The following is a 19,804-nucleotide window of genomic DNA, read 5'->3' as shown; positions in this document are numbered from 1 at the left end:
CGGATGCCGCCTGTTTTCACAGCGACGAGTCCTCGAATTGCCACAGGTACCAGCAGCCATCCTGCTGGCGGAAGCGGTAGAAATAAACCAGCGAATCCGAGTCGGGCCGGAACACGTTCAACTCCATGCCGCCCGGCGTTGCGAGCTGCCTGGTCGACAGGTGATCGGTCCTGATCATGTCTGCCAGCAGGGCCGATGCCGCAAACTGCTCACGCGCTACCAGCGTTTTCTTTTCTTCCGCCGTCGCCAGCGATTCAAGCGGGAACACCGTGCGCTCGGCGGCGAACTGGCGATCGCTCATGTAGCGCGGCAGGAAGCTGTCGAACTTTTCCGCTACGCAGCCACGCTGCGCGGTTGGCGCCGTTGCGCATCCAGCCATCGCCGCCACTGGAATCATCATTGCCAGGATTTTTTTCATAGGGCCCGTGCCGCGGTTGATCATCAGGTGCGCTCTGGAGGGGAACGATGTGCGGATACGACATGCGGCTCCCTCGTTCCAGTTTAGCGATCTTGCAACATTGTAGCAGCGGGCTTGCTCGGCTATGCTTATCGCTCCTTCATTTACCCGGATCAAGAAAAATGAAACATCGTATTACCCTCGGCGCGTTGGCGGCCGCCGTTTTGCTGGCGTATGCCCCGGTCCACGCCAATGCTGCCGCGGCCAAACCTGCGGCGCTGGAAAAAGCTCCGGCCAAGAGCAATGAGGCGGCAAAGAAGCAGTTCTGGGCATTGGCCGACGAGTATTACGATGCCATCGCCAAGTTCGATCCGGTAGGCGCGACGCAGAATGGCGACAACCGCTTCGACGACCAGCTGGGCACCGCCATCTGGCCCGCCTCGCGCAGCAAGCAGTTCGACCTGTACCGCACTTTCACCAAGCGCCTGCAGGCCATCCCGCGCGCGCAGCTCAATCGCGGCGACCGCATCAGCTACGACGTGATGGCCTTCGAGCTGAAGACTTACCTGGCGTACGAGCCTTTCCCTGAACACCTGCTGCCGATCAGCCATATGGACAGCATGCCGGTCACGCTGGCCAACTTCTCGAGCGGCGACGCATCGCAGCCACTGACCACGGTCAAGGAATACGAAGCTTACCTGAGCCGCCTGAACCAGCTTCCAGCCTGGATCGACCAGGCCATCGCCAACATGAAGGAAGGCATGGCCAAGGGCATCACCCAGCCGAAAGCCATCATGATTGCCGCGCTGCCGCAGTTCCAAAAACTGGTCAGCGAAACGCCTGAAAAGAACATCTACTTCACGCCGGTCACCAAATTCCCGGCCAGCTTCAGCGACGCCGACAAGCAGCGCCTGGCCGCCGCTTTCCGCGCCACCGTGGCCGACAAGCTGAATCCAGCCTTGGCCAAGCTGTCCGCCTTCGTGGAGCAAGAATATATCCCGGCCTGCCGCACCAGCACCGGCTGGAATGCCCTGCCGAACGGCGACGCCTGGTACAAGGTACGCATCGCCGATGCCACCACCACCAGCAAGAGCGCCGAAGAAATCCACCAGACCGGCCTGCGCGAAGTAGCGCGCATCCAGGCCGAATACGCCAAGCTGGGCCCGAAACTCGGCTACAACGGCCCGGCCGCCGGCCTGCCGACCTGGGTGTCGCAGCAGCCGAAGTTCTTCCCGTTCAAAACGGAAGACGAAGTGCAAGCCGTGTACCACAAGCTGAACGACCTGCTGGACACCAAGCTGCCCGCCATGTTCACCCTGATCCCCAAGGCCAAGCTGGACCTGCGCCTGGAGCCTGAACTGAGCCGCGATACCGCATCCGACCACTACACCGCGCCAGCGCTGGATGGCTCGCGTCCAGGCGTGTTCTGGTCCGTGGTCACCGACCCGACCAAATACGGCAGCACCGGCATGAACACCTTGTTCCTGCACGAAGGCAAACCTGGCCACCACTTCCACATCGCCCTGATGCAGGAACTGGACATGCCGAAGTTCCGCAAATTCGGCGGCAATACCGCCTTCACCGAAGGCTGGGCGCTGTACGCGGAAACCCTGGGCAAGGAAATGGGCCTGTACGAAGATCCTGCCCAATACTTCGGCCACCTGAACGACGAAATGCTGCGCGCAGTGCGCCTGGTGGTCGACACCGGCATGCATGCCAAAGGCTGGACCCGCGAGCAGTCGATCCGATACATGACCGAAACCCTGGGCGACGAAAGTGTCGCGCGCAACCAGACCGAACGCTACATGGTATGGCCGGCGCAGGCACTGGCGTACAAGACCGGCGCCCTGAAGATCCAGGAGCTGCGCGCCAAGGCCGAGAAGGCCCTGGGCAGCAAATTCACGCTGGCCAAGTTCCACGCCATCGTGCTGGGCGACGGCACCGTGCCGCTGGCCCTGCTGGAGTCCAAAGTCGACGCCTGGATCGCCGCATCGCGCTAACAGATGGGCCCGTGTCCCACCGTGGGGTCACACCCGAAGTGAGACACGACCTCAAGCGCGCAATGGCCGTGCCCGTGTCCCGTTTCGGGTGTGACCCCATGGTGGGACACGGGCTGGGCAGTTATTTCTTGAGGGCGTAGCGCTTGATGCGCTTGAGCACCAGCTCGGGCAGCGGCGAAATCTGTTTCGCGTGGTTGGCAAACACGATCTGCTGCCGGCCCACCGATACCGGGCTTCCATCGGCATAAAAGCGGAATTCAAGCCAGAACGAGCATTTCCTGACGTCGTAGGTATTTACCTCGCACGACACTTCCTGGAATGGGAAGGTCTCTTGCAGGTAATCATTCTGGGCATGCTTGGTAATAAATACCCCCTCCGCCTGCAGCATGTCGCGGGAAATACATTCATAAAACCACTTCTCCCGGCAAATGCCTTGCCATTCGAAATACCGCGCAAAGTAGGTATTGCCGTAGGCATTGGAATCCTTGAGGAAAATCGAAAGCTTGTGGTGGAAGGTCATTTCGGCTGCGGCAGGAGCGTCGGGGGCTGGGACGTGGACGTACATAGGACTATTTCTCCATAAAAGTAAAACGGCTTAATGCCAGCCCTTACTTTTTCCGATTGGCGCGCCGAACTATTGATATTCCTCAATACTTGTCTAATTTCTTGACAATAAGCTGTTAACAATCCCTTTTTAAGCTGAGGAAACTCAATGTATGCGCTAATTCCGGCATTGGTCTCAGCCCTATTTATCTGCTATGGGCTGTACGTATTGCGCTCGCGCGGCCCAAACCGGGTCGGCATGACCTTTTTTTCCGTATGCGCCACCACCTTCTTCTGGCAGGCGAGCTGGGCGCTGCTGTTCCTGACGCATAACGACACCACCGCCATGGTGTTGGCGCGCCTGGGCTACCTGCCCATCCTGTTCCTGCCGACCACGTTGTACCACTTCATCATCGAACTGACCGGCAGCAAGGACGAGCGTCCCGGCCTCTACCTCAGCTACCTGTTTGCCGGTGGCCTGGGACTGCTGCTGCCAACCACGGACTGGATGCTGTCCGGGCTGCAGCATTATTTCTACGGCGCCTATCCCAAGGCCGGCTGGCTGCACCCGCTGCACCTGGCGCAGACCGTGATTGTGATCGGGCGCGCCTTGTGGCTGCTGTACCACCGCCAGCAGCGCGCGGTATCAACCGAGCGCACGCGCCTGCGCTATGTGCTGGTCAGCATTCTCATCTACTTCGGCGCGGCCAGCGATTACCTATGCAACTACGGGGTCGAAATGTATCCGCCGGGCGTGCTGTTCATCATGGCCTCCCTGGGCCTGATCGCCCAAGCCATGGTGCGCCATAACCTGCTGGCCGACCCGATGGCCGCTGCCGCCACCATCGCCCATGAAATGCGCACCCCGCTGGCCAGCATTCGCAGCCAGACCCGCATCCTGGCGCGCAACCTGCCCGAGCTGATCGCTGGCTACCGGCCGGAACACCAGGGCGCACTCGGCACGCGCCAGCTGGAACACCTGGGCGAGATTGCGCGCAGCATCGACGCCGAAGTGTCGCGCTCGAACTTCATCGTGGACATGTTGCTGGCCTCTGCGCGCGATGGCATCATGCGCAGCGAGAGCTTCGCCGTGCATTCCATCAGCGTCTGCGTGGATGAAGCGATGGCTTGCTATCCTTTCTCCGGAAGCGAACGCGCGCAGGTGCGCGTCACCATCCGCAACGAGTACAGCTTTCACGGTTCGGACGTACTGCTGATGTTCGTGCTGTATAACTTGCTGAAGAACGCGCTGCAGGCGGTGAAGGCCGGTGGCAGCGGTGCAGTGGATGTCGAGTGCTATTCCCGCGGCAACCATAACTGGCTGGTGGTAAGCGACAACGGCCATGGCATTGCGCCCGACGTGCTGCCGCACGTCTTTGAGCCGTTCTATACCACACACCGCAATGGCGGCGGCACCGGCATGGGCCTGGCCTTCTGCAAGCGCGTGGTGTCGGCCTTCGGCGGCGAGATTGGCTGCGAATCGGAGGCGGGGCGCTATACCCGCGTGGCCATCAGCCTGCCGCGCACGGCGCCCTCACCATGCAACCCGGCCCGTAAGCATATCGCGGAACATTACCCAGTCGCCCATTAGGCTGAACAACGGATACCTGAACGTGGCCGGCCGGTTGTGTTCAAAGAAGAAGTGGCCGACCCAGGCGAAACCGTAGCCCACCACGGGCAGCAGCCATAGCAGCGCCAGCTCGCCGCTGACGATGGCCATCGCCACCAGCAGCAGGACAATGGTGGAGCCGGCGAAATGCAGGCGGCGGCAGGTGCTGTTGGAGTGCTCCTTCAGGTAGAAGGGGTAGAACTCCTTAAATGTCCGGTAACGCGTCTCCATGCTCATCCTCCGGGTGGACTTCCTTGATGATGTGATCGAGGTCGGTATCGTCGCCCAGCACAAACACCTTGCGCTCTCCCAGCATCTTGAGAATGAATGGCTGCTGCTCGCGCAAGCGGCGCTGGAAGTCGTCGACGGAATACAGGTTGGGATTGATCTTGCGGCGCAGCAGGCGCTCGGCCACCGGCAAGCGGCTCAGCAGCTCGCCATACGTGGTGTTTTCGCCGATCAGCAGCAGCTCGACCGGCGCGCTGGAATCTTCCGCTTGCTTGACGGTGGTGCCGTAGACGAAAGCCACGCTGAGCTGCTTGCGCATTGGCGCCAGCGCCGAGTTCAGCACGCTGACCAGGCCGAAAGTCTTCTTGACCAGGCTGGCCAGCTCCGGATAGACCAGATTTTCCTTGTTGGGGCGAAACCGGCGCACATTGCCAATGCGTTCGGAAACGATCAGCCCCGATTCGTGCAGGCGCTTGAGCTCGCGCTGTGCGGAAGCGCTGCCCAGCCCTGTCAGGCGCATGATTTCATTGAGGTGGAATCCCTCATTCACGCGCACGAACAATAAGCCCAGCAGCTTTTGCTGGGCCGGGGTAAACAGGGCCGAAGCGATCATGAGCCAAATATTAGCATGACCAAATAATGGGGACGTACCCCATTTTTCATCAGGCTTTGGCGACGCTCCTGGCCGGCGGGCGCATGCGCGGCGCGGCATCGGACTGGCGGCGCACCAGGGTCGAATCCATGACCAGGTGTTCCGGCTGCTGCGGGTCGCCTTCGCGCTGGGCGCGGATCTGGTGCACCAGGAATTTGACGGCGGTTTCCGCCATGTCGGCAATCGGCTGGCGCACGGTGGTCAGCTCGGGCCAGATGGTGGTGGCGAGCGCGGTGTCGTCGAAGCCGGCTACCGTCAGGTCGCCCGGCACGTCCAGTCCCATGCGGTGGGCAATCGCCACCGTGGCGGCGGCCATGTCGTCGTTGCTGGCGAAAACTGCCGTCGGGCGATGCTCAAGTGCCAGCAGCTGCTCGGCCGCGTCGAGGCCGGAACGGTAGGTGAACATCCCTTGCACCGTCAATTCTTTCGGCATCGCCAGTCCCTTGTCGGACATGGCAGCCTTGAAGCCTGCCAGGCGGCGTGCGCTGGCGGTCTGGTTCGGATGGCCGATGACGAAGCCGATGCGCTGGTGGCCCAGCGCAATCAGGTGGTTGGTCATGGTGTAGGCGGCCTGGTAGTCGTCGATGCTGACGGCGCTGACGCGCTTGTCGGGCTGGCCGCAGGCAACCGTTACTGCCGGCACATGGGCCTTTGCCACCAGGTCGATCAAGCCTGGCACATCGCACAGCGGCGGCGGCAGGATGATGCCGTCGACGCCGTTATCCAGCAGGCGCTGGGTCTTGTCTTTCCACTGCTCCCCTTCGCACTTCTCCACCACCAGTTGCACGTTATTCAGCGACGCCTGGTTCAGCAAGCCGACCAGGAATTCGGTCAGGTAGCCAGCCGAGGGGTTCGAATAGAGGAAGCCGATGCGTACAGGCCGTACCCCGGCCAGGCGGCGCGCCGCCTGGTTGGGTACGTAATTCAGTGCCGCTACTGCTTCGTCCACCTTCTTGCGCGTGGTGCTGCGTACGTTCGGGTCGCCGTTCATCACGCGCGACACCGTCATCGGCGAGACGCCGGCCAGCTTGGCCACGTCGGACATGGTCGGCGCCCCGCTGCGCGGCGCCGTGGCTCCTGGCTTCGGCTTTACCTTCTTGCTCGACATCTGCTTAAAAGACCCTTTGTGGTTGGACAACAAAGGGACTCTACCACAGGCGATCAGAACTTTGCACGCAGCCCCAGGCTGAAAGTCCGCCCTGGCTTGTACCTGGTAAAGGCTGCGCTCTCGTACTGGAAGTAGGTACGCTGCGCCGAATCACTGAGGTTGGTGATGTCGAAGGTCAGCGTTGGCCAGTTGTCGCGGTCGAAGACCTTGGCCAGGTCCACGCTGGAGGACATGTCCAGCTGCTTGTAGTCGTTCACGAACAGCGCGGCATTGGTGATGCCGTTCTGGTTGGCGCCCGATACCTGGCTGCCTTCCGTCCAGTTGTGCGAGAAGCGGATGCTGTAGCCGGACTGCTCGTAGTAGGCGGTGAAGCTGTTGGTCAGGCGCGGCACGCCCAGCGCCACGAAGCCGTTGGTGCCTTCGCCGCTGGCTTTCTGCCTGGTGTAGGTCATGGTCTCGGAGAAGCCGAAGCCGCGCACCGGCAGCAGCTTGTCCAGCGGTTGCACCCAGCCCAGTTCCACGCCCTGGATCTTCAGCTCGCCTGAAGCGTTCTTCTGGCGGGTCAGGACCACGGTGGCCGCGTCGGGACCGCCGCGCGCATTGATGGCTGCCTGCTGCACCGGGGTCAGCGCGTCCCAGGTCACGCCGTAGGCTGCCAGGTCGCGGAACGGGGTAGTGACGTTTTCGCTGACGGTGAAGCCGTTGATCTTCTTCTGGAACAGGGTCAGGCTGACATAGCCTTCGCGGCCGGTGTACCACTCCAGGCCGACGTCGATGTTATCCGACAGGTAGGGGCTGAGCGAGGCGTTGCCGACGCTGCCGATATCGGCCGACGGATTGGAGAAGTTGATGCCCGGACGCAACGCGTTCGGATCGGCACGGGTCATCGAGCGCGATGCGGAGGCGCGCAGCAGCAGGTCCTTGCGCAGGCTGAGGGCGGCGCTGGCCGATGGCAGCGTGTTGCTGTAGCTGGTGTCGAGGTAGTAGAAGCTGTCGATGTTGGGGTACTTGCTGCCGTTCAGCGTGAGCGTTGCGTTGCGCGGATCGGGAATCGAATTGAAGGCGCCCACGGTCTGGTCGGTCTTCACGCGGCGCACGCCGGCGTTGTAGCGCAGCTGCATGCCTGCCAGGTCCGCTTCGCCATTGACCTCGGTGTAGAAGCCCTTGGTCTTTTCCTTGATGTAGCCGGCGGAGGCGCTGGTGTTGGAGGAACCGGTTTCCGGCGCGGTCGCCACGAACTGGTCGTAGTGCGAGTCCTGGCGGAACTTGTTCCAGTCCAGCGTGACGAAGCCGGGGCCAGGCTGCAGGTAGCTTTGCAGCGCGGTCGCCGGAATCAGGGAGCCGTTGTACACCAGGGTGTCAGTGCGGCCGGCAGTGTAGCCGGTGCCGAAACCTGGATACAGCGCAGCCGCGCTGGCGCCCGGGGTGCTGGCGCCGTTGCACGACGGTGCGCCGTTCGGGCCAAGCAGGAACACGCTCGGATTGTTGCCGCAAACAGCTGCCTGCCACGCGCCGGAATTGTCCTTGGCGGTAATGCGGCGCGAAATGTCGTCCAGTGCGAAGCCGGCCTTGACGTTGAAGGACTTTTCGCCCCAGGTCACATTGGCGCGCGCGCCCTTGGTTTCGGTGTTGCGCTTTTCCTGCTGCAGGTTCACGCGGCCGCCGCTCCACTGGAAGTTGGCCGGGTTGTTCAGGTCAATGTTCGAGCTGATGGTGGGGACGTCGCCCGAAGTATTGTCGAAGGCGACGGTATTACCGGTGCCCAGCGCGGTGATCGGCATCACGGTCGGCGAATCGCGCAGGAAGGTGGAGCGGGTGATGTTGGCTTGCGCATCCATCTTCCACTTGTCGTTGATCTTCCATTCCATGCCCGGGTTGGCGCCCCACAAGGTCACGTCTTCGGTATAAGGACGGAATTCGAGGAAGTGCTGGGCATTGGCGAAGGTGCCGCTGGTGACCACGCAGCCATTGGTGCAATCGTCGCGGTCGACCTTCATGTTCAGCGGGATCATGGCGCCGTTGCGGCCGACCCAGTTCATGTCGATACGCTGCAGGGTGTTCTTCTTCTTCCCGCCCAGGGTGTCGAGGTAGAACTGCAGGTTTTCGGTCGGGCGGTATTCCAGGCTGCCGACGATGGAGACCTTGTCCTTCTTGCCGCTTTCGACCATCTGGCGTCCCAGGCGCGGGATGATGGCGTTGTCGATCTGGGTGATGTTCAGGCCCGGATTATTCGCCAGCAGGAAGGCCTGGTCGATGGTGGCGCCGGTGGTGAGTCCGTTGCCCGCGCCGGCCGGCACGGTCGATGGGATGGTCCAGTTGCCGCCGCCGGTGTTGTTGCGTGTAGGCGAGCTGCTTTGCGCGGCGCTCAGGTTGGCATTGGTCCAGCCGATGGTTTCAAAACCCTCGGTGCGGACCTTGTTGGTACCCCAGGCGATGCCGCCCAGGATACCGAAGGTATTGCCCCAGGTGTTGCTGGCCAGGACGGAACCGCGGTTGCCGACTTTCTTGGCGACCGAATTTTCGGTAGCGGTCACGTTGGCTGCAATGTAGCGGCCCTTGTTGTCGAACGGGCGGGCGCTTCGCATGTCGACCACGCCGGCGGCGCCGCCTTCCAGCAGGCCGGCGGTCGGGCTCTTGTTGACGGTCAGCTTGCGGAACAGGTCCGTCGGCAGCATGTCCAGGTCAACCTCGCGGTTGGTGTTCTGGTTGTCGGTGCGGCCGGTCGATGCCACCGCCACCGGGGCGCCGTTCAGCAAGACCTTGGTGAAGCTGGTGCCGAGGCCGCGGATCTGGATGTTCAGGCCTTCGCCGCTGATCTCGCGGCTGACCTGGATGCCTGGAATGCGGTTCAGGGATTCGGCGATGTTCGTATCCGGGAATTTGCCCAGGTCTTCCGCGAACACGGAATCCTGGAAGCCGATCGCCTCACGCTTGTCTCGCGCCGAAGTTTCCAGGCTGCCGCGATAGCCGGTCACCTTCACCACATTGCTCTCTGGCGTTACCGTTTCCTGTGCATAGGCCTGGGCAATCATGCCGGCCATGACGGTGAGTCCCAGCAGGGTCTCTCTGCATATTACTTGCATCTGTCTTCTCCAAATTATAGTTATTACTACCATTTGGTAACATAAATTGTTACCGCTACCAACACAAACAAAAAAAGTATCGTTCTGTATCAGCCATGTCCCGGCGCGAACGGGAAGTGCAGCGATTTGTAGTACTCCAGGCTATGCGGCGGCGCCTGCACGCCAGCGGGCAGCGGCAGCTTCGATACGGACTGGAAGTAGGCGATGCTGGCGTCGCGCCACCATTGCGCCTCCTGGCGTTGCACGGCCAGCCGCTGTGCCACTTCCTGGTGGCGACGGGCGTCGATCAACGGCTTGAGGCGCTGCCAGCGCTGCTGCATTTCCGCCACAGCGGCGACGCCGCTGTCGTAATGCGCCAACAACTCGGCCCACAGCGTGCGGCCGGACGGCATCGCGTAATCCCACGGCAGGTGGTGGAACCACAACAGGTATTCAGGCGGCGTGTTGCGCGGGTCCGACCAGCGCTGCGCCAGCGCCGGCGCATACTGGGCCAGGGCGTTGCTGCCGGTCGCCGTGCGGTCGAAGCCGATGCCCTTGCTGTCGGCACGGTGGTAATAGGCCGGGTTCCATTCGGGGCGCGCCAGGTCCGACACCCACGGCGCGGGGCCGTAGTGGTGTCCGGTACCCATCAGGTGTGTCAGGCCGAGGGGCGTCATGTAGTCCACCACGGCTTCACGCGACATCATCATCAGGCCGGCGATGTCCGGCGCGGCCTTCGCAGAGAAAGTACGGCCGGCCCATTCCAGCGCAATATCGCGCGCCCTGGCCTGCGGGTTCCAGGCAAGGCGGCCAAAGGCGTACCAGTTGGCCTGGTCGAAGTGCGAACCGCTCCAGGTGCGGCTGCTGCCGATATTGGCGACGCCTGCCATGCCGGCGACCGCAGGCGCCGCATCGCGCAGTGTTTCTTCGTACAGCGTGCCGAGGTAGGCCAGGTGGGTGGCGAAACCGAGGTACTCCTTGGTGACCTGGAACTCCATCATCAGCGGCGTTTTCGGCATCGCGCCGAACAGGGGATGCACCGGTTCGCGCGGCTGGAAATCCAGCGGGCCATTCTTCACTTGCACCACCACGTTCGGCGCGAACTTGCCGTCCAGCGGTGCGAAATCGCTGTAGGCCTGTTTGGCGCGGTCGTCAGGCTGTTCCGAGGCGTAAACAAAGGCGCGCCACATGACGATGCCCTTGTGCGGGGCCAGTGCGGCGGCCAGCATATTGGCGCCTTCAGCGTGCGTGCGGTGGTAATCCTGCGGGCCGGGCTGGCCTTCCGAGTTGGCCTTGACGAGGAAGCCGCCGAAGTCGGGAATGACGCGGTAGATCTCGTCGGCTTTGTCACGCCACCACTGCGCGACTTGCGGATCGAGCGGGTCGGCGGTGCGGGTTTGCTTCAGCTCCAGGGGCGTCGACCAGCGCACCGAGAGATAGACGCGAAGGCCGTAGGGACGCAGAACGTCAGCAAGGGCGGCAGCTTTCGCGATCCAGGGTGCAGTCAGGATCTCCGGCTTGGAGTTGACGTTGTTCAGCACCGTGCCATTGATGCCCAGAGAAGCATTGGCGCGCGCATAGTCGATGTAACGCTGGTCGCGGATATCCGGCAGCTCCCACCAGTTCCAGATCGATTCACCTGAGTATCCGCGCTCCACGGTGCGATCCAGGTTGTCCCAGTGGTTCAAGACGCGCCGCGCCAGCTTCGGCGCGTTGCGTTCATCCAGCGCATCGAGTCGTTTGCCTAGTTGCGCGGCCTGCAGCCAGGCGAAGGCACCGTACAGCAGGCCGATATCCTTGTTGGCTGCGATCAGCGTGTACCTGCGCCCATTCGGCTCGCACATCGAGCGCAGCAGATATCCTTCGTCGCCCAGTCCTTCCAGCGCGCCGGCCACGGCAGCCTGGCCACCGCTTGCTGCAAGTTGCGTGCGGGTTGCCAGCACGATAGCGCCGCTGGCCGGCTGGGCGCCCGCCGAAAGCACGGCAAGTGATGGCTCCTTGCCAGCCATGGCGCGCAAGCCACGCTGCAATTCCTGCACGGCCGCCTGCACCGTCGGCGATCCAGGCGTTGCCAACGCAATCTGCTTGGGCAACGCTACGCCGGCAAGCGTCCGATAGCGCAGCCAAAGCTCATATCCGTCTTCCTGCTCCGCCTGCGCTGCCGCAAGCGGCAGCAGCAGGGCCAGCGCCAGCACGACACGCTGCCAAATAGCCATCCTTCGTCTCCCAGTTTTTTATTATGTTTGCGCAACCATTTCGTAGTAGCTTATCTCAAAATTCAAGCCAACAGGAGACTTTTCATGAATAAAAATCGACGCCAGGTGATGCAATGGCTTGCCGCGGGGGCGGCAGCGGCCTCCCTTCCCGCACTCGCCATCGGGGCAGAAACCCCTTTGAAATCAATCGCCGCAGCGAAAGGCATGCGTTTTGGGAACGCCCTCGGCTACGCCCATCGCAAGCCCGCCTATCTCGAACTGATGGCGCGTGAATGCAACACTATCGTTGCCGAGAACGAAACGAAATGGCAGGCCGTGCAGCCCAGGCCCGGCCAATTCGACTTCACCCGCGCCGATGCAATGTTCGAATGGGCTCGCGCCAAAGGCATGAACGTGCGTGGCCACACGCTGGTGTGGCAACCGTCCAAATGGCTGCCTGACTGGGTCAACCAGCACGATTTCGGCGCTGCGCCGGCGCGTGAAGCCGAACGCCTGCTGCAAGCCCATATTGGCGCCGTTACCCGCCACTTCGGCGACAGCATCTATAGCTGGGACGTCGTGAACGAGGCGGTCGATCCCGATACCGGCAGCATGCGCAGCAATGTGTTCACGGAACGGCTTGGCGCCATCGAGCAGGTGGATTTGTGCTTCCGCCTCGCACGCGAGCAGCTGCCGTCGGCGCAGCTTGTGTACAACGACTACATGCGCTGGGATGAAGGCAGCACAAAGCATCGCGCCGGCGTGCTGAAAATGCTGCAGGCGCTGAAGAAGCGCGGCACGCCGGTGCAAGCGCTCGGCATCCAGGGCCACATCGGCTCCTGGGACGATTCCCGCAATGCCTCGCACGACCTGGTTGAATGGCGGCGCTTCCTCGACGAAGTAACGGGCATGGGACTGGATCTGCTGGTCACGGAGTTCGACGTCAACGACCGCAAGCTGCCGGGCGATATCGCAGCGCGCGACGCGGGCGTGGCGGCACTGGCGCGCGACTTCCTTGACGCGACGTTCAGCTATCCACAGTGCCGCGATTTCCTGCTGTGGGGGATGTCGGACGATATCAGCTGGCTGCAAACCTGGCACGAGGCGCCGCGCACCGACAACTTGCCAATGCGGCCGTGTCCTTACGACGCGCAGCTTCGCGCCAAGCCATTGCGCGAGGCGATTGCAGGGGCGCTGCGAGCGATGCCGCAGCGCTCCGCCGCTTAGAGCCGGGGACTTTCCTGCGGGCCGAGATAGCTTGGCTTCAGCCCGCCGGCATCCAGCACCAGTTTCTGCAGCACTACGCCAGGCGAGATCGCCCAGAATTTGATGGTGTGGGCTCCCGCGCTGCGCACGGCATGGGTGGTGCGGAAGGTCACCGCACCATCGCTCACCGAGCGCTCCCACACAGCCAGCGATGCATCGGCGTGCATGTTGACGATTTGCGGCGCTTCGTTGTCGATCGACACCGCGAACTTCAAACCTCCACCGGGCTGGAACTTCTGGGTCGGCGCCAGCGTGGTATGCAGGGTGAACCTGCCCGGCTTGGCAAGCGCGACGTCATACTCAAGGCGCATCGCTTGCGGCCCAGCCAGGCCGCCTGTCGCGTGGACCGGCAATGCGGTCATGGCCGACAAGGTGCGGCCATGATCCGGAACCAGAAGCCAGGAGCGTCCCGCCGGTGTCACCTGCCGCGTAAAGTGGGCCGCCTCGATCGATACCACACCGCCAGTCTCCACGAACCGGCCGCCCTGCCCGGCTACGGCCGTTTCGACCGCTACCTCGCGCTGCCGGATCGGAACACGGACCATGGCCCGCGAGCCGTCGTCGCCGCTGATGGTCAGCGTCGCTTCGCGCGCATCACGCGGCACGTCGGCCCATCGGACGTCGACGCTGATCCGCTCCTGCACTTCCACACTGCCTTCGGTGCGCGACAGGACGAGCCAGGGCTGGTCAGCAATAATGGTGAAAGACAGCGGCAGCGATCCCCGATTGAAGACTTCAACATGGCGCGCCCGCTTTTCGTATGCGTCCAGCGCCGGCAAGGCGAGCGCTTCTGCTCCCGGGCCAGGCCACACGGCCGCGTGCCCTTCAACGGCTACACCGAGCGCGCCGGCAGCCGGCAACTGCACTTCGTTCACGGCCGGCATTACGTTCAGCGGCGGCTGGTTCCAGTAGGTGTAGCCAAGCCTGGTCTGCGACATCATGTGGTTCCATTTCCCACCGCGCAGCGCATGGTATTGCTCCGACAGCGCAGCATCCTGGCGGAACAGCTCGCGTGCACGCTCGGCCAGTACATTGGCAGCGGCCCTGCCCTGGCGGGCATACAAGCGGTTCATCCCAGCCGTTGCGTACAGCTCATTGACCACGGCGCCGGCTTTCACCGGATACAGCACCAGTTCGAAGAAAGCATCGCGCTTCGCCTCCGGCAGCTGGCCATTGATGCGCTCTGCCTTCTCGGCCAGCGCGCGATATTCCCCCACCACGCGCTCCGACTCGTTGTAGTTCACCAGGCTGTAGGTCTCCGGTTCCAGTTGCTCTGGCTTGCGTCGACCGTTGTACTTGGTGTACTTCGCGACGATGTCCGCGATCTCCACGGCATGCTCCGGGCCGAATTCGCGCGCCGCCCACTGCTGCAAGTACTCCTGCAGGCGCGATGCCGGCCATGCATCCGGCTTCCACGCATAGCTCAGGAAGAACTCGATCGGCACCTCCATCGGCTTGAGGTCGCCGACATTCACGATCCACAGCTTGCGGGCGTCGTATTCCCACGCCAGGTGCATCTGCTCCCAGATCTTCGGGATCGGCGTCACGTTCAGCCACTTGTACGAGCGCGGGCCGCCGACGTAATCGAAGTGGTAGTACACGCCGGCACCGCCTGGGCGCTTGCGCTCTTCCGCTGTCGGCAAGCGGCGGATATTGGCCCAGTTGTCGTCGCACCACAGCAGGATTACGTCATCCGGCACGCGCATGCCCTTCTCGTAATAGTCCTGGACCTCCTTGTACAGCGCCCATACCTGCGGCGCGGCAGGAAGCTTCGACAGCATCTTGCGCTGGTCGCCGACAATGCGCTGCAGCAGCGCGACGTTGGATTCTTCCGACATCGGCTCATCACCGTCGCCGCGCATGCCAAGGGTGACGATCTTCTCGTAGTCTTTCGCACGCACAGCGCCTTTCCACCAGAAGTCCTTCAGCACTGCCTCGTTGCGCGAATAATCCCACGGCCCCTTGCCGTAGCGCGTCCACTCCTTGTGGGCGCGCGCCATCGGTTCGTGGTGCGAAGTGCCGATCACAACGCCATATTCATCGGCCAGCTTGCCGTTCAGCGGATCGTCGTCATAAAACGCCGCGTCCCACATTGCAGGCCACAGGTAGTTGCCACGCAAGCGAAGGATCAGCTCAAATACCTTTTCGTAGAACTGGTGGTTGTAGCCGCCGTAGCGCTGCTTGGCCCAGCCGGTCAGCGCCGGCGCTTCGTCGTTCAGGAAGATGCCGCGGTATTGCACTGCCGGCGCATCGCTGACAGGTGCCGGCAGCGATGCGTAGAGTGCGTTCGCTCGCTTCACCGGCACGTCGGCCCACCAGTACCAAGGCGATACGCCGATCTGTTCCGACAGCTCGTAGATGCCGAAAATCGTGCCGCGCTTGTCGCTGCCGGCAATCACCAGGGCGCGCTCGACGCCAGGCATCGGCTCCGCCACCGACTGCACCAGCCAGCCCTCCCATTTACCCACTATAGCCTTTGCATCGAGCTTGCCGGCTTTCACGAGGCCGTCCACCAGGCGGCTCTTGCCCAGCGTGCCGATGATGATCACGTCCTTGCCGCGCGGCGTGGACTTCTCAAGCGCTGGCCAGACGCCGCTGACCTGCCCGATGTCTTCCTGCAGCGAGGCTGCCGCATGCAGCACGCCGGCATGGTCGCCGGCATCGACGTATAGCGTGGACGCGCGGCCAGCTTCCACGAGCACGACAGAGCCCGGCGCCGCAGCCGCACGCTCAGTCGCAACGAAAGGTTTCTGTCCGAGCGCATGGGCCGGTCCGGCAACGCCGGCGCCAAGCAAGGCGACGGCGAGCAACAGTTCGCACAACCGCCTCATTTCGCAGCTCCGCAAGAGAGCAGGGCGTTCAGCGGCAACGCTTCCGCCATTGCGCGATATCCGGCAATCGAAGGATGCAGTCCGTCGCCGACATCGAGCGCGTTCAGCAGGCGCTCCGGCTGCGCGGGATCGCGCAACGCTGCATCGAAGTCGGCCACCGAATCGAACACACCCGACGTGCGTATCCATTTGTTCAAGGCCTGGCGGTCTTCTTCATTGTGTGGCGCAGGGCGGTAGTAATCGCTGCCGGTATAGGGGGTGACGGTCGCGCCAATCACGCAGATTCCCTGGGCATGGGCGCGCTCCACCAGTTGGCGATGCGCCACCTTCAAAGCTTCCAGCAGGGCTGCGCGCGCGGCAGGCGTATCTTCACCGGCGCGGTGCTGGCCGCCAAGGTCATTCACGCCAATCTGCACCAACGCGTGCGTGACGCCGCTGCGTCCCAAGACGTCGCGCTCGAAGCGCGATGCCAGGTTGGGGCCCAGGCCATCGCGCAGCAGGCGTCCACCGCCGATGCCGGCATTGACCACGCCGATGGTCATCTTTTCCCGCGCCAGCCGCGCCACCAGGAAGTCGGTCCAGCGGTCATTGCCATCCGTCGTGGTGCCATAGCCGTCCGTGATCGAATCGCCGATCGCCACCACCGCAGCAGTGCCGCGCGGCGCCTGCACCTCGATATCTGCCAGTGCGTACCAGCGCACCACCTTGCCCGCCTCCGGCCATTTCGCTTCCGCCTCATGGCGACCCGCCAGCGTAAAGCTGGTAGTGCGCGAACCGGGATGGCCGGTCTGGCGCGCAGGTTCGCCCTTGAAGTAATAGGACACTGCCAGGTCGGTCCCGGCTGCGTGCGGCAGTTCAACTGGATCGCTGTAATACTCGGCGCCGGCGGGGATCACGACCGCAGCTTGGCCGCCGAAGGTCAGGGGGCGGATTGTCGCAGCGTCAACATCGGGGGAGCCGGCCGTCACCGCACGGGCAATGCTGGCCGCTTCCAGCGCCAGCGGAGCGGTACCGAAGGCATTACTGACGCGCACCCGCAACACTTTCCCTCCGAGCGAGGCACGCACCACCTGGCGCAGGCTGCCATCGCGCCATTGCGCGGCGGGTAATTCATTGGGTCCTTCAGGCACCATCTGCGCCGTACCCCACGACGCAACCCAGCGCCATTGCGGCGTTGCCGCCCCGGCGCCGGCAGCGCCAGCCAGCAGGGCCAGCCCCGCAATCCATGCACACAACTTCTGTTGACTTGCCCGCATAAATACCTCACACTTGAGAAATGGTAGCGCTATTCATTTTAGGGTAATCAAATGGTACACGCAACAATTCAGGGCAGCGGCAGCACGCCTGCCATCGTCGAAATGCGGGTGATTCCGGTCGCCGGCCACGACAGCATGCTGCTCAACCTGTGCGGCGCGCACGCTCCTTATTTCATTCGCACCGTCGTCATTCTCAAGGATAGCGCGGGCCGCACCGGCGTTGGCGAAGTACCTGGCGGCGCCGGCATTACCAAAGCGCTGGAAAAAGCCATTCCGCTGGTGGTCGGCACCGAAACCGGCCGCTTCAACCGCACCCTGAACGCCGTGCGCGCCGCGATCTCCGGCAAAGGCAGCGGCATGCAGCACCAGGTCACCTCCGCCGCCGAAGCCGCAGTGCTCAAGCAGCCGCACGAAATCAACCTGCGCCTGGAGAATGTGGTCACCGCCATCGAAGCGGCCTTGCTCGACCTGCTGGGCCAGCACCTGGGCGTGCCGGTGTGCGAACTGCTCGGCGCCGGCCAGCAGCGCGACAGCGTGCCGATGCTGGCCTACCTGTTCTACATTGGCGACCGCCAGCGCACCGACCTGCCTTACCTGTCCGGCAGCGGCAGCACCGGCTGGTACGCTGCCCGCCACCGCGAAGCACTGACGCCGGCCGCCATCGCCGACCAGGCCGCGGCAGCGGCAGATCGCTATGGCTTCCGCGACTTCAAGCTGAAGGGCGGCGTCATGCGCGGCGCCGAGGAGATGGAAGCCATCGCCGCCATCAAGGCGCGCTTCCCCGATTCCCGTGTAACCCTCGACCCTAACGGCGCCTGGTCGCTCGGCGAAGCGATCGCCCTGTGCCGCGGCCAGGGTCACCTGCTGGCGTATGCCGAAGATCCATGCGGCCCCGAGGACGGCTATTCCGGCCGCGAGGTCATGGCCGAATTCCGCCGCGCCACCGGCATTCCAACCGCCACCAATATGGTCGCCACCGACTGGCGCCAGATGGCGCACTCGCACCTGCTGGGGGCTGTCGACATTCCTCTGGCCGATCCGCATTTCTGGACCATGCAAGGTTCGGTGCGGCTGGCCCAGCTCTGCGCCGAATGGGGCCTGACCTGGGGCTCACACTCCAACAACCACTTCGATATTTCGCTGGCCATGTTCACGCATGCGGCGGCTGCGGCGCCAGGCCGTATCACCGCCATCGACACCCACTGGATCTGGCAGGAAGGGCAGGAACGCCTGACCGTTAATCCGCCGCAAATTGTAGCTGGCGAGGTAGCGGTACCAGAGGCGCCGGGCCTGGGCATCGCGCCGGATATGGAGCGCATCGAAGCTGCGCACGAACTGTTCAAGAAGGTCGGCACCGGCGCGCGCGACGACGCGATGGCCATGCAATACCTGGTGCCAGGCTGGCAGTACTCGCCCAAGCTGCCAAGCCTGGGCCGTTAAGAATTCAAAGGAGACTTTATGCAAACGATTAATGCATCGGCGTGCCTGCCGCACGACCTGGAAGATACCCTGCTGGTGGGGCGCGTGTGGCGCCCGGCGCCGGTGGATGGCCCCTGCGTCGTCGTGGTACGAAATGGCGTGGTATTCGATATCACCGCGCATGTGGCCACGGTAGCGGACCTGCTGGACCGTCCGGACGTGCTGCAGTTCGCACGCGATGTGGACGGCGAACAGTTGGGCAGCGCCGAGGAACTGATCGGCGCTGCACTGGCTGGTGACGTCAAAGGCGTGCGCCTGCTGGCGCCGTGCGACGTGCAGGCCATCAAGGCTTGCGGCGTGACCTTTGCCGTCAGCCTGCTGGAACGCGTGATCGAAGAGCAGGCCGGCGGCAATCCCGCTCGCGCCAATGCGCTGCGCGCGGAACTGCTGTCCACCATCGGCGGCGATTTGTCCAGCATCAAACCCGGCTCGCCGGAGGCAGAGCAGCTCAAGCGCGAATTCCATGCGCGCGGCGCATGGTCGCAATACATGGAAGTGGGCATCGGCCCCTTCGCCGAAGTCTTCTCGAAATCCCAGCCCATGTCGGCAGTCGGCTTCGGCGCCGATGTCGGCCTGCACCCTGCCTCGCAGTGGAACAATCCGGAGCCGGAGATCGTGCTGGCAGTGAACAGCCGCTTCGAAGCTGTCGGCGCGGCCCTGGGCAACGACGTCAACCTGCGCGACATTGAAGGCCGCAGCGCACTCCTGCTGGGCAAGGCCAAGGACAATAACGCTTCCTGCTCGATCGGCCCCTTCATCCGCCTGTTCGACAGCAGTTTCACCATGGGCGACGTGCGCAACGCCGAAGTCCGCCTGGCGATCGAAGGCAGCGACGACGACTTCGTGCTCGACGGCCTTAGCCGCATGTGCGAAATCAGCCGCGACCCGCTCGACCTGGTCGCGCAAACCGCGGGCGCCCACCACCAATACCCGGACGGCTTCATGCTCTTCCTCGGCACGATGTTCTCGCCGATCAAGGACCGTGGCCAGAAAGGCGCCGGCTTTACCCATCACCTGGGCGACCGGGTCACCATCAGCAGCGCGGCGCTTGGCGCGCTGGTCAACCACGTGCAACGCAGCGACCAGCTGCCGCCGTGGACGTTTGGTGTCCGCGCCCTCTACCGCAACCTGGCACGCCGCGGCATCGCGGCAGGAGAATAAATACATGACAGCAGCAA

At 63.3% G+C, this 19,804-nt stretch carries 14 protein-coding genes; 5 read left to right on the top strand and 9 right to left on the bottom strand.

What is annotated here, in order from left to right:
- Positions 1–16: 16 nt before the first annotated feature.
- Positions 17–418, bottom strand: a complete 402-nt coding sequence (locus ACN9MW_RS03665; RefSeq protein WP_426167667.1) for a hypothetical protein — start codon at positions 416–418, stop codon at positions 17–19.
- A gap of 161 nt (positions 419–579) precedes the next feature.
- Here ACN9MW_RS03665 and ACN9MW_RS03660 point away from each other — a divergent pair, with 161 nt between their 5' ends.
- Entirely contained in the window at positions 580–2,397 is a 1,818-nt protein-coding gene (locus ACN9MW_RS03660) for a DUF885 domain-containing protein (protein WP_426167665.1), read from the top strand.
- 121 nt (positions 2,398–2,518) lie between these two features.
- On the opposite strand, the gene ACN9MW_RS03655 is transcribed toward ACN9MW_RS03660, so the two are convergent.
- The gene (locus ACN9MW_RS03655) at positions 2,519–2,962 is read right to left on the bottom strand and encodes an acyl-CoA thioesterase (RefSeq protein WP_426167663.1); all 444 of its coding nucleotides are present in this window, start codon (positions 2,960–2,962) and stop codon (positions 2,519–2,521) included.
- Between the two features lie 147 nt (positions 2,963–3,109).
- On the opposite strand from ACN9MW_RS03655, the gene ACN9MW_RS03650 reads away from it, so the two are divergent.
- Positions 3,110–4,531: an ATP-binding protein gene (locus ACN9MW_RS03650; protein ID WP_426167661.1), complete on the top strand. Its 1,422-nt coding sequence runs from the start codon at positions 3,110–3,112 to the stop codon at positions 4,529–4,531.
- Here the strand turns inward: ACN9MW_RS03650 and ACN9MW_RS03645 are convergent.
- The 5 genes from ACN9MW_RS03645 to ACN9MW_RS03625 all read right to left on the bottom strand — a co-directional run bounded on the left by ACN9MW_RS03645 (position 4,475) and on the right by ACN9MW_RS03625 (position 11,815).
- Positions 4,475–4,780, bottom strand: a complete 306-nt coding sequence (locus tag ACN9MW_RS03645) for an Mpo1-like protein (protein ID WP_426167659.1) — start codon at positions 4,778–4,780, stop codon at positions 4,475–4,477. The genes ACN9MW_RS03650 and ACN9MW_RS03645 overlap by 57 nt on opposite strands.
- Positions 4,755–5,390 (bottom strand): ArsR family transcriptional regulator, encoded by a 636-nt coding sequence (locus ACN9MW_RS03640; RefSeq protein WP_426167657.1) that lies wholly within the window; start codon positions 5,388–5,390, stop codon positions 4,755–4,757. Before ACN9MW_RS03640 ends, ACN9MW_RS03645 begins: the two co-directional genes overlap by 26 nt.
- A gap of 49 nt (positions 5,391–5,439) precedes the next feature.
- Positions 5,440–6,537 carry a LacI family DNA-binding transcriptional regulator gene (locus tag ACN9MW_RS03635; RefSeq protein WP_426167655.1) on the bottom strand — a complete coding sequence of 366 codons (1,098 nt, stop codon included), beginning with the start codon at positions 6,535–6,537 and terminating at the stop codon, positions 5,440–5,442.
- A gap of 53 nt (positions 6,538–6,590) precedes the next feature.
- Positions 6,591–9,620 carry a TonB-dependent receptor gene (locus ACN9MW_RS03630; RefSeq protein WP_426167653.1) on the bottom strand — a complete coding sequence of 1,010 codons (3,030 nt, stop codon included), beginning with the start codon at positions 9,618–9,620 and terminating at the stop codon, positions 6,591–6,593.
- Positions 9,621–9,709: 89 nt separating this feature from the next.
- A complete protein-coding gene (locus tag ACN9MW_RS03625) occupies positions 9,710–11,815 on the bottom strand; it encodes an alpha-glucuronidase family glycosyl hydrolase (protein ID WP_426167651.1) in 2,106 nt (701 codons plus the stop codon).
- 84 nt (positions 11,816–11,899) lie between these two features.
- Between ACN9MW_RS03625 and ACN9MW_RS03620 the strand changes: the two genes are divergently transcribed.
- On the top strand, positions 11,900–13,021 hold the full coding sequence (locus tag ACN9MW_RS03620) for an endo-1,4-beta-xylanase (protein WP_426167649.1): 1,122 nt from the start codon (positions 11,900–11,902) through the stop codon (positions 13,019–13,021).
- Here ACN9MW_RS03620 and ACN9MW_RS03615 read toward each other — a convergent pair.
- The gene (locus ACN9MW_RS03615; RefSeq protein WP_426167647.1) at positions 13,018–15,891 is read right to left on the bottom strand and encodes a glycosyl hydrolase 115 family protein; all 2,874 of its coding nucleotides are present in this window, start codon (positions 15,889–15,891) and stop codon (positions 13,018–13,020) included. The genes ACN9MW_RS03620 and ACN9MW_RS03615 overlap by 4 nt on opposite strands.
- Positions 15,888–17,147, bottom strand: coding sequence for an SGNH/GDSL hydrolase family protein (locus ACN9MW_RS03610; protein ID WP_426167645.1), 1,260 nt, complete (start codon positions 17,145–17,147; stop codon positions 15,888–15,890). Before ACN9MW_RS03610 ends, ACN9MW_RS03615 begins: the two co-directional genes overlap by 4 nt.
- 51 nt (positions 17,148–17,198) lie before the next feature.
- Between ACN9MW_RS03610 and ACN9MW_RS03605 the strand changes: the two genes are divergently transcribed.
- Together ACN9MW_RS03605 and ACN9MW_RS03600 are read left to right on the top strand one after the other, a co-directional pair.
- The gene (locus tag ACN9MW_RS03605) at positions 17,199–18,587 is read left to right on the top strand and encodes an enolase C-terminal domain-like protein (RefSeq protein ID WP_426167643.1); all 1,389 of its coding nucleotides are present in this window, start codon (positions 17,199–17,201) and stop codon (positions 18,585–18,587) included.
- An 18-nt stretch (positions 18,588–18,605) separates the two neighbouring features.
- Positions 18,606–19,787, top strand: coding sequence for a fumarylacetoacetate hydrolase family protein (locus tag ACN9MW_RS03600; protein WP_426167641.1), 1,182 nt, complete (start codon positions 18,606–18,608; stop codon positions 19,785–19,787).
- Positions 19,788–19,804: the final 17 nt, after the last annotated feature.

This window comes from Pseudoduganella sp. R-34 (assembly GCF_049904655.1).
In the GTDB taxonomy this organism is placed as follows: domain Bacteria; phylum Pseudomonadota; class Gammaproteobacteria; order Burkholderiales; family Burkholderiaceae_D; genus Rugamonas.
This window is presented reverse-complemented; position numbering and strand designations above follow the sequence as displayed.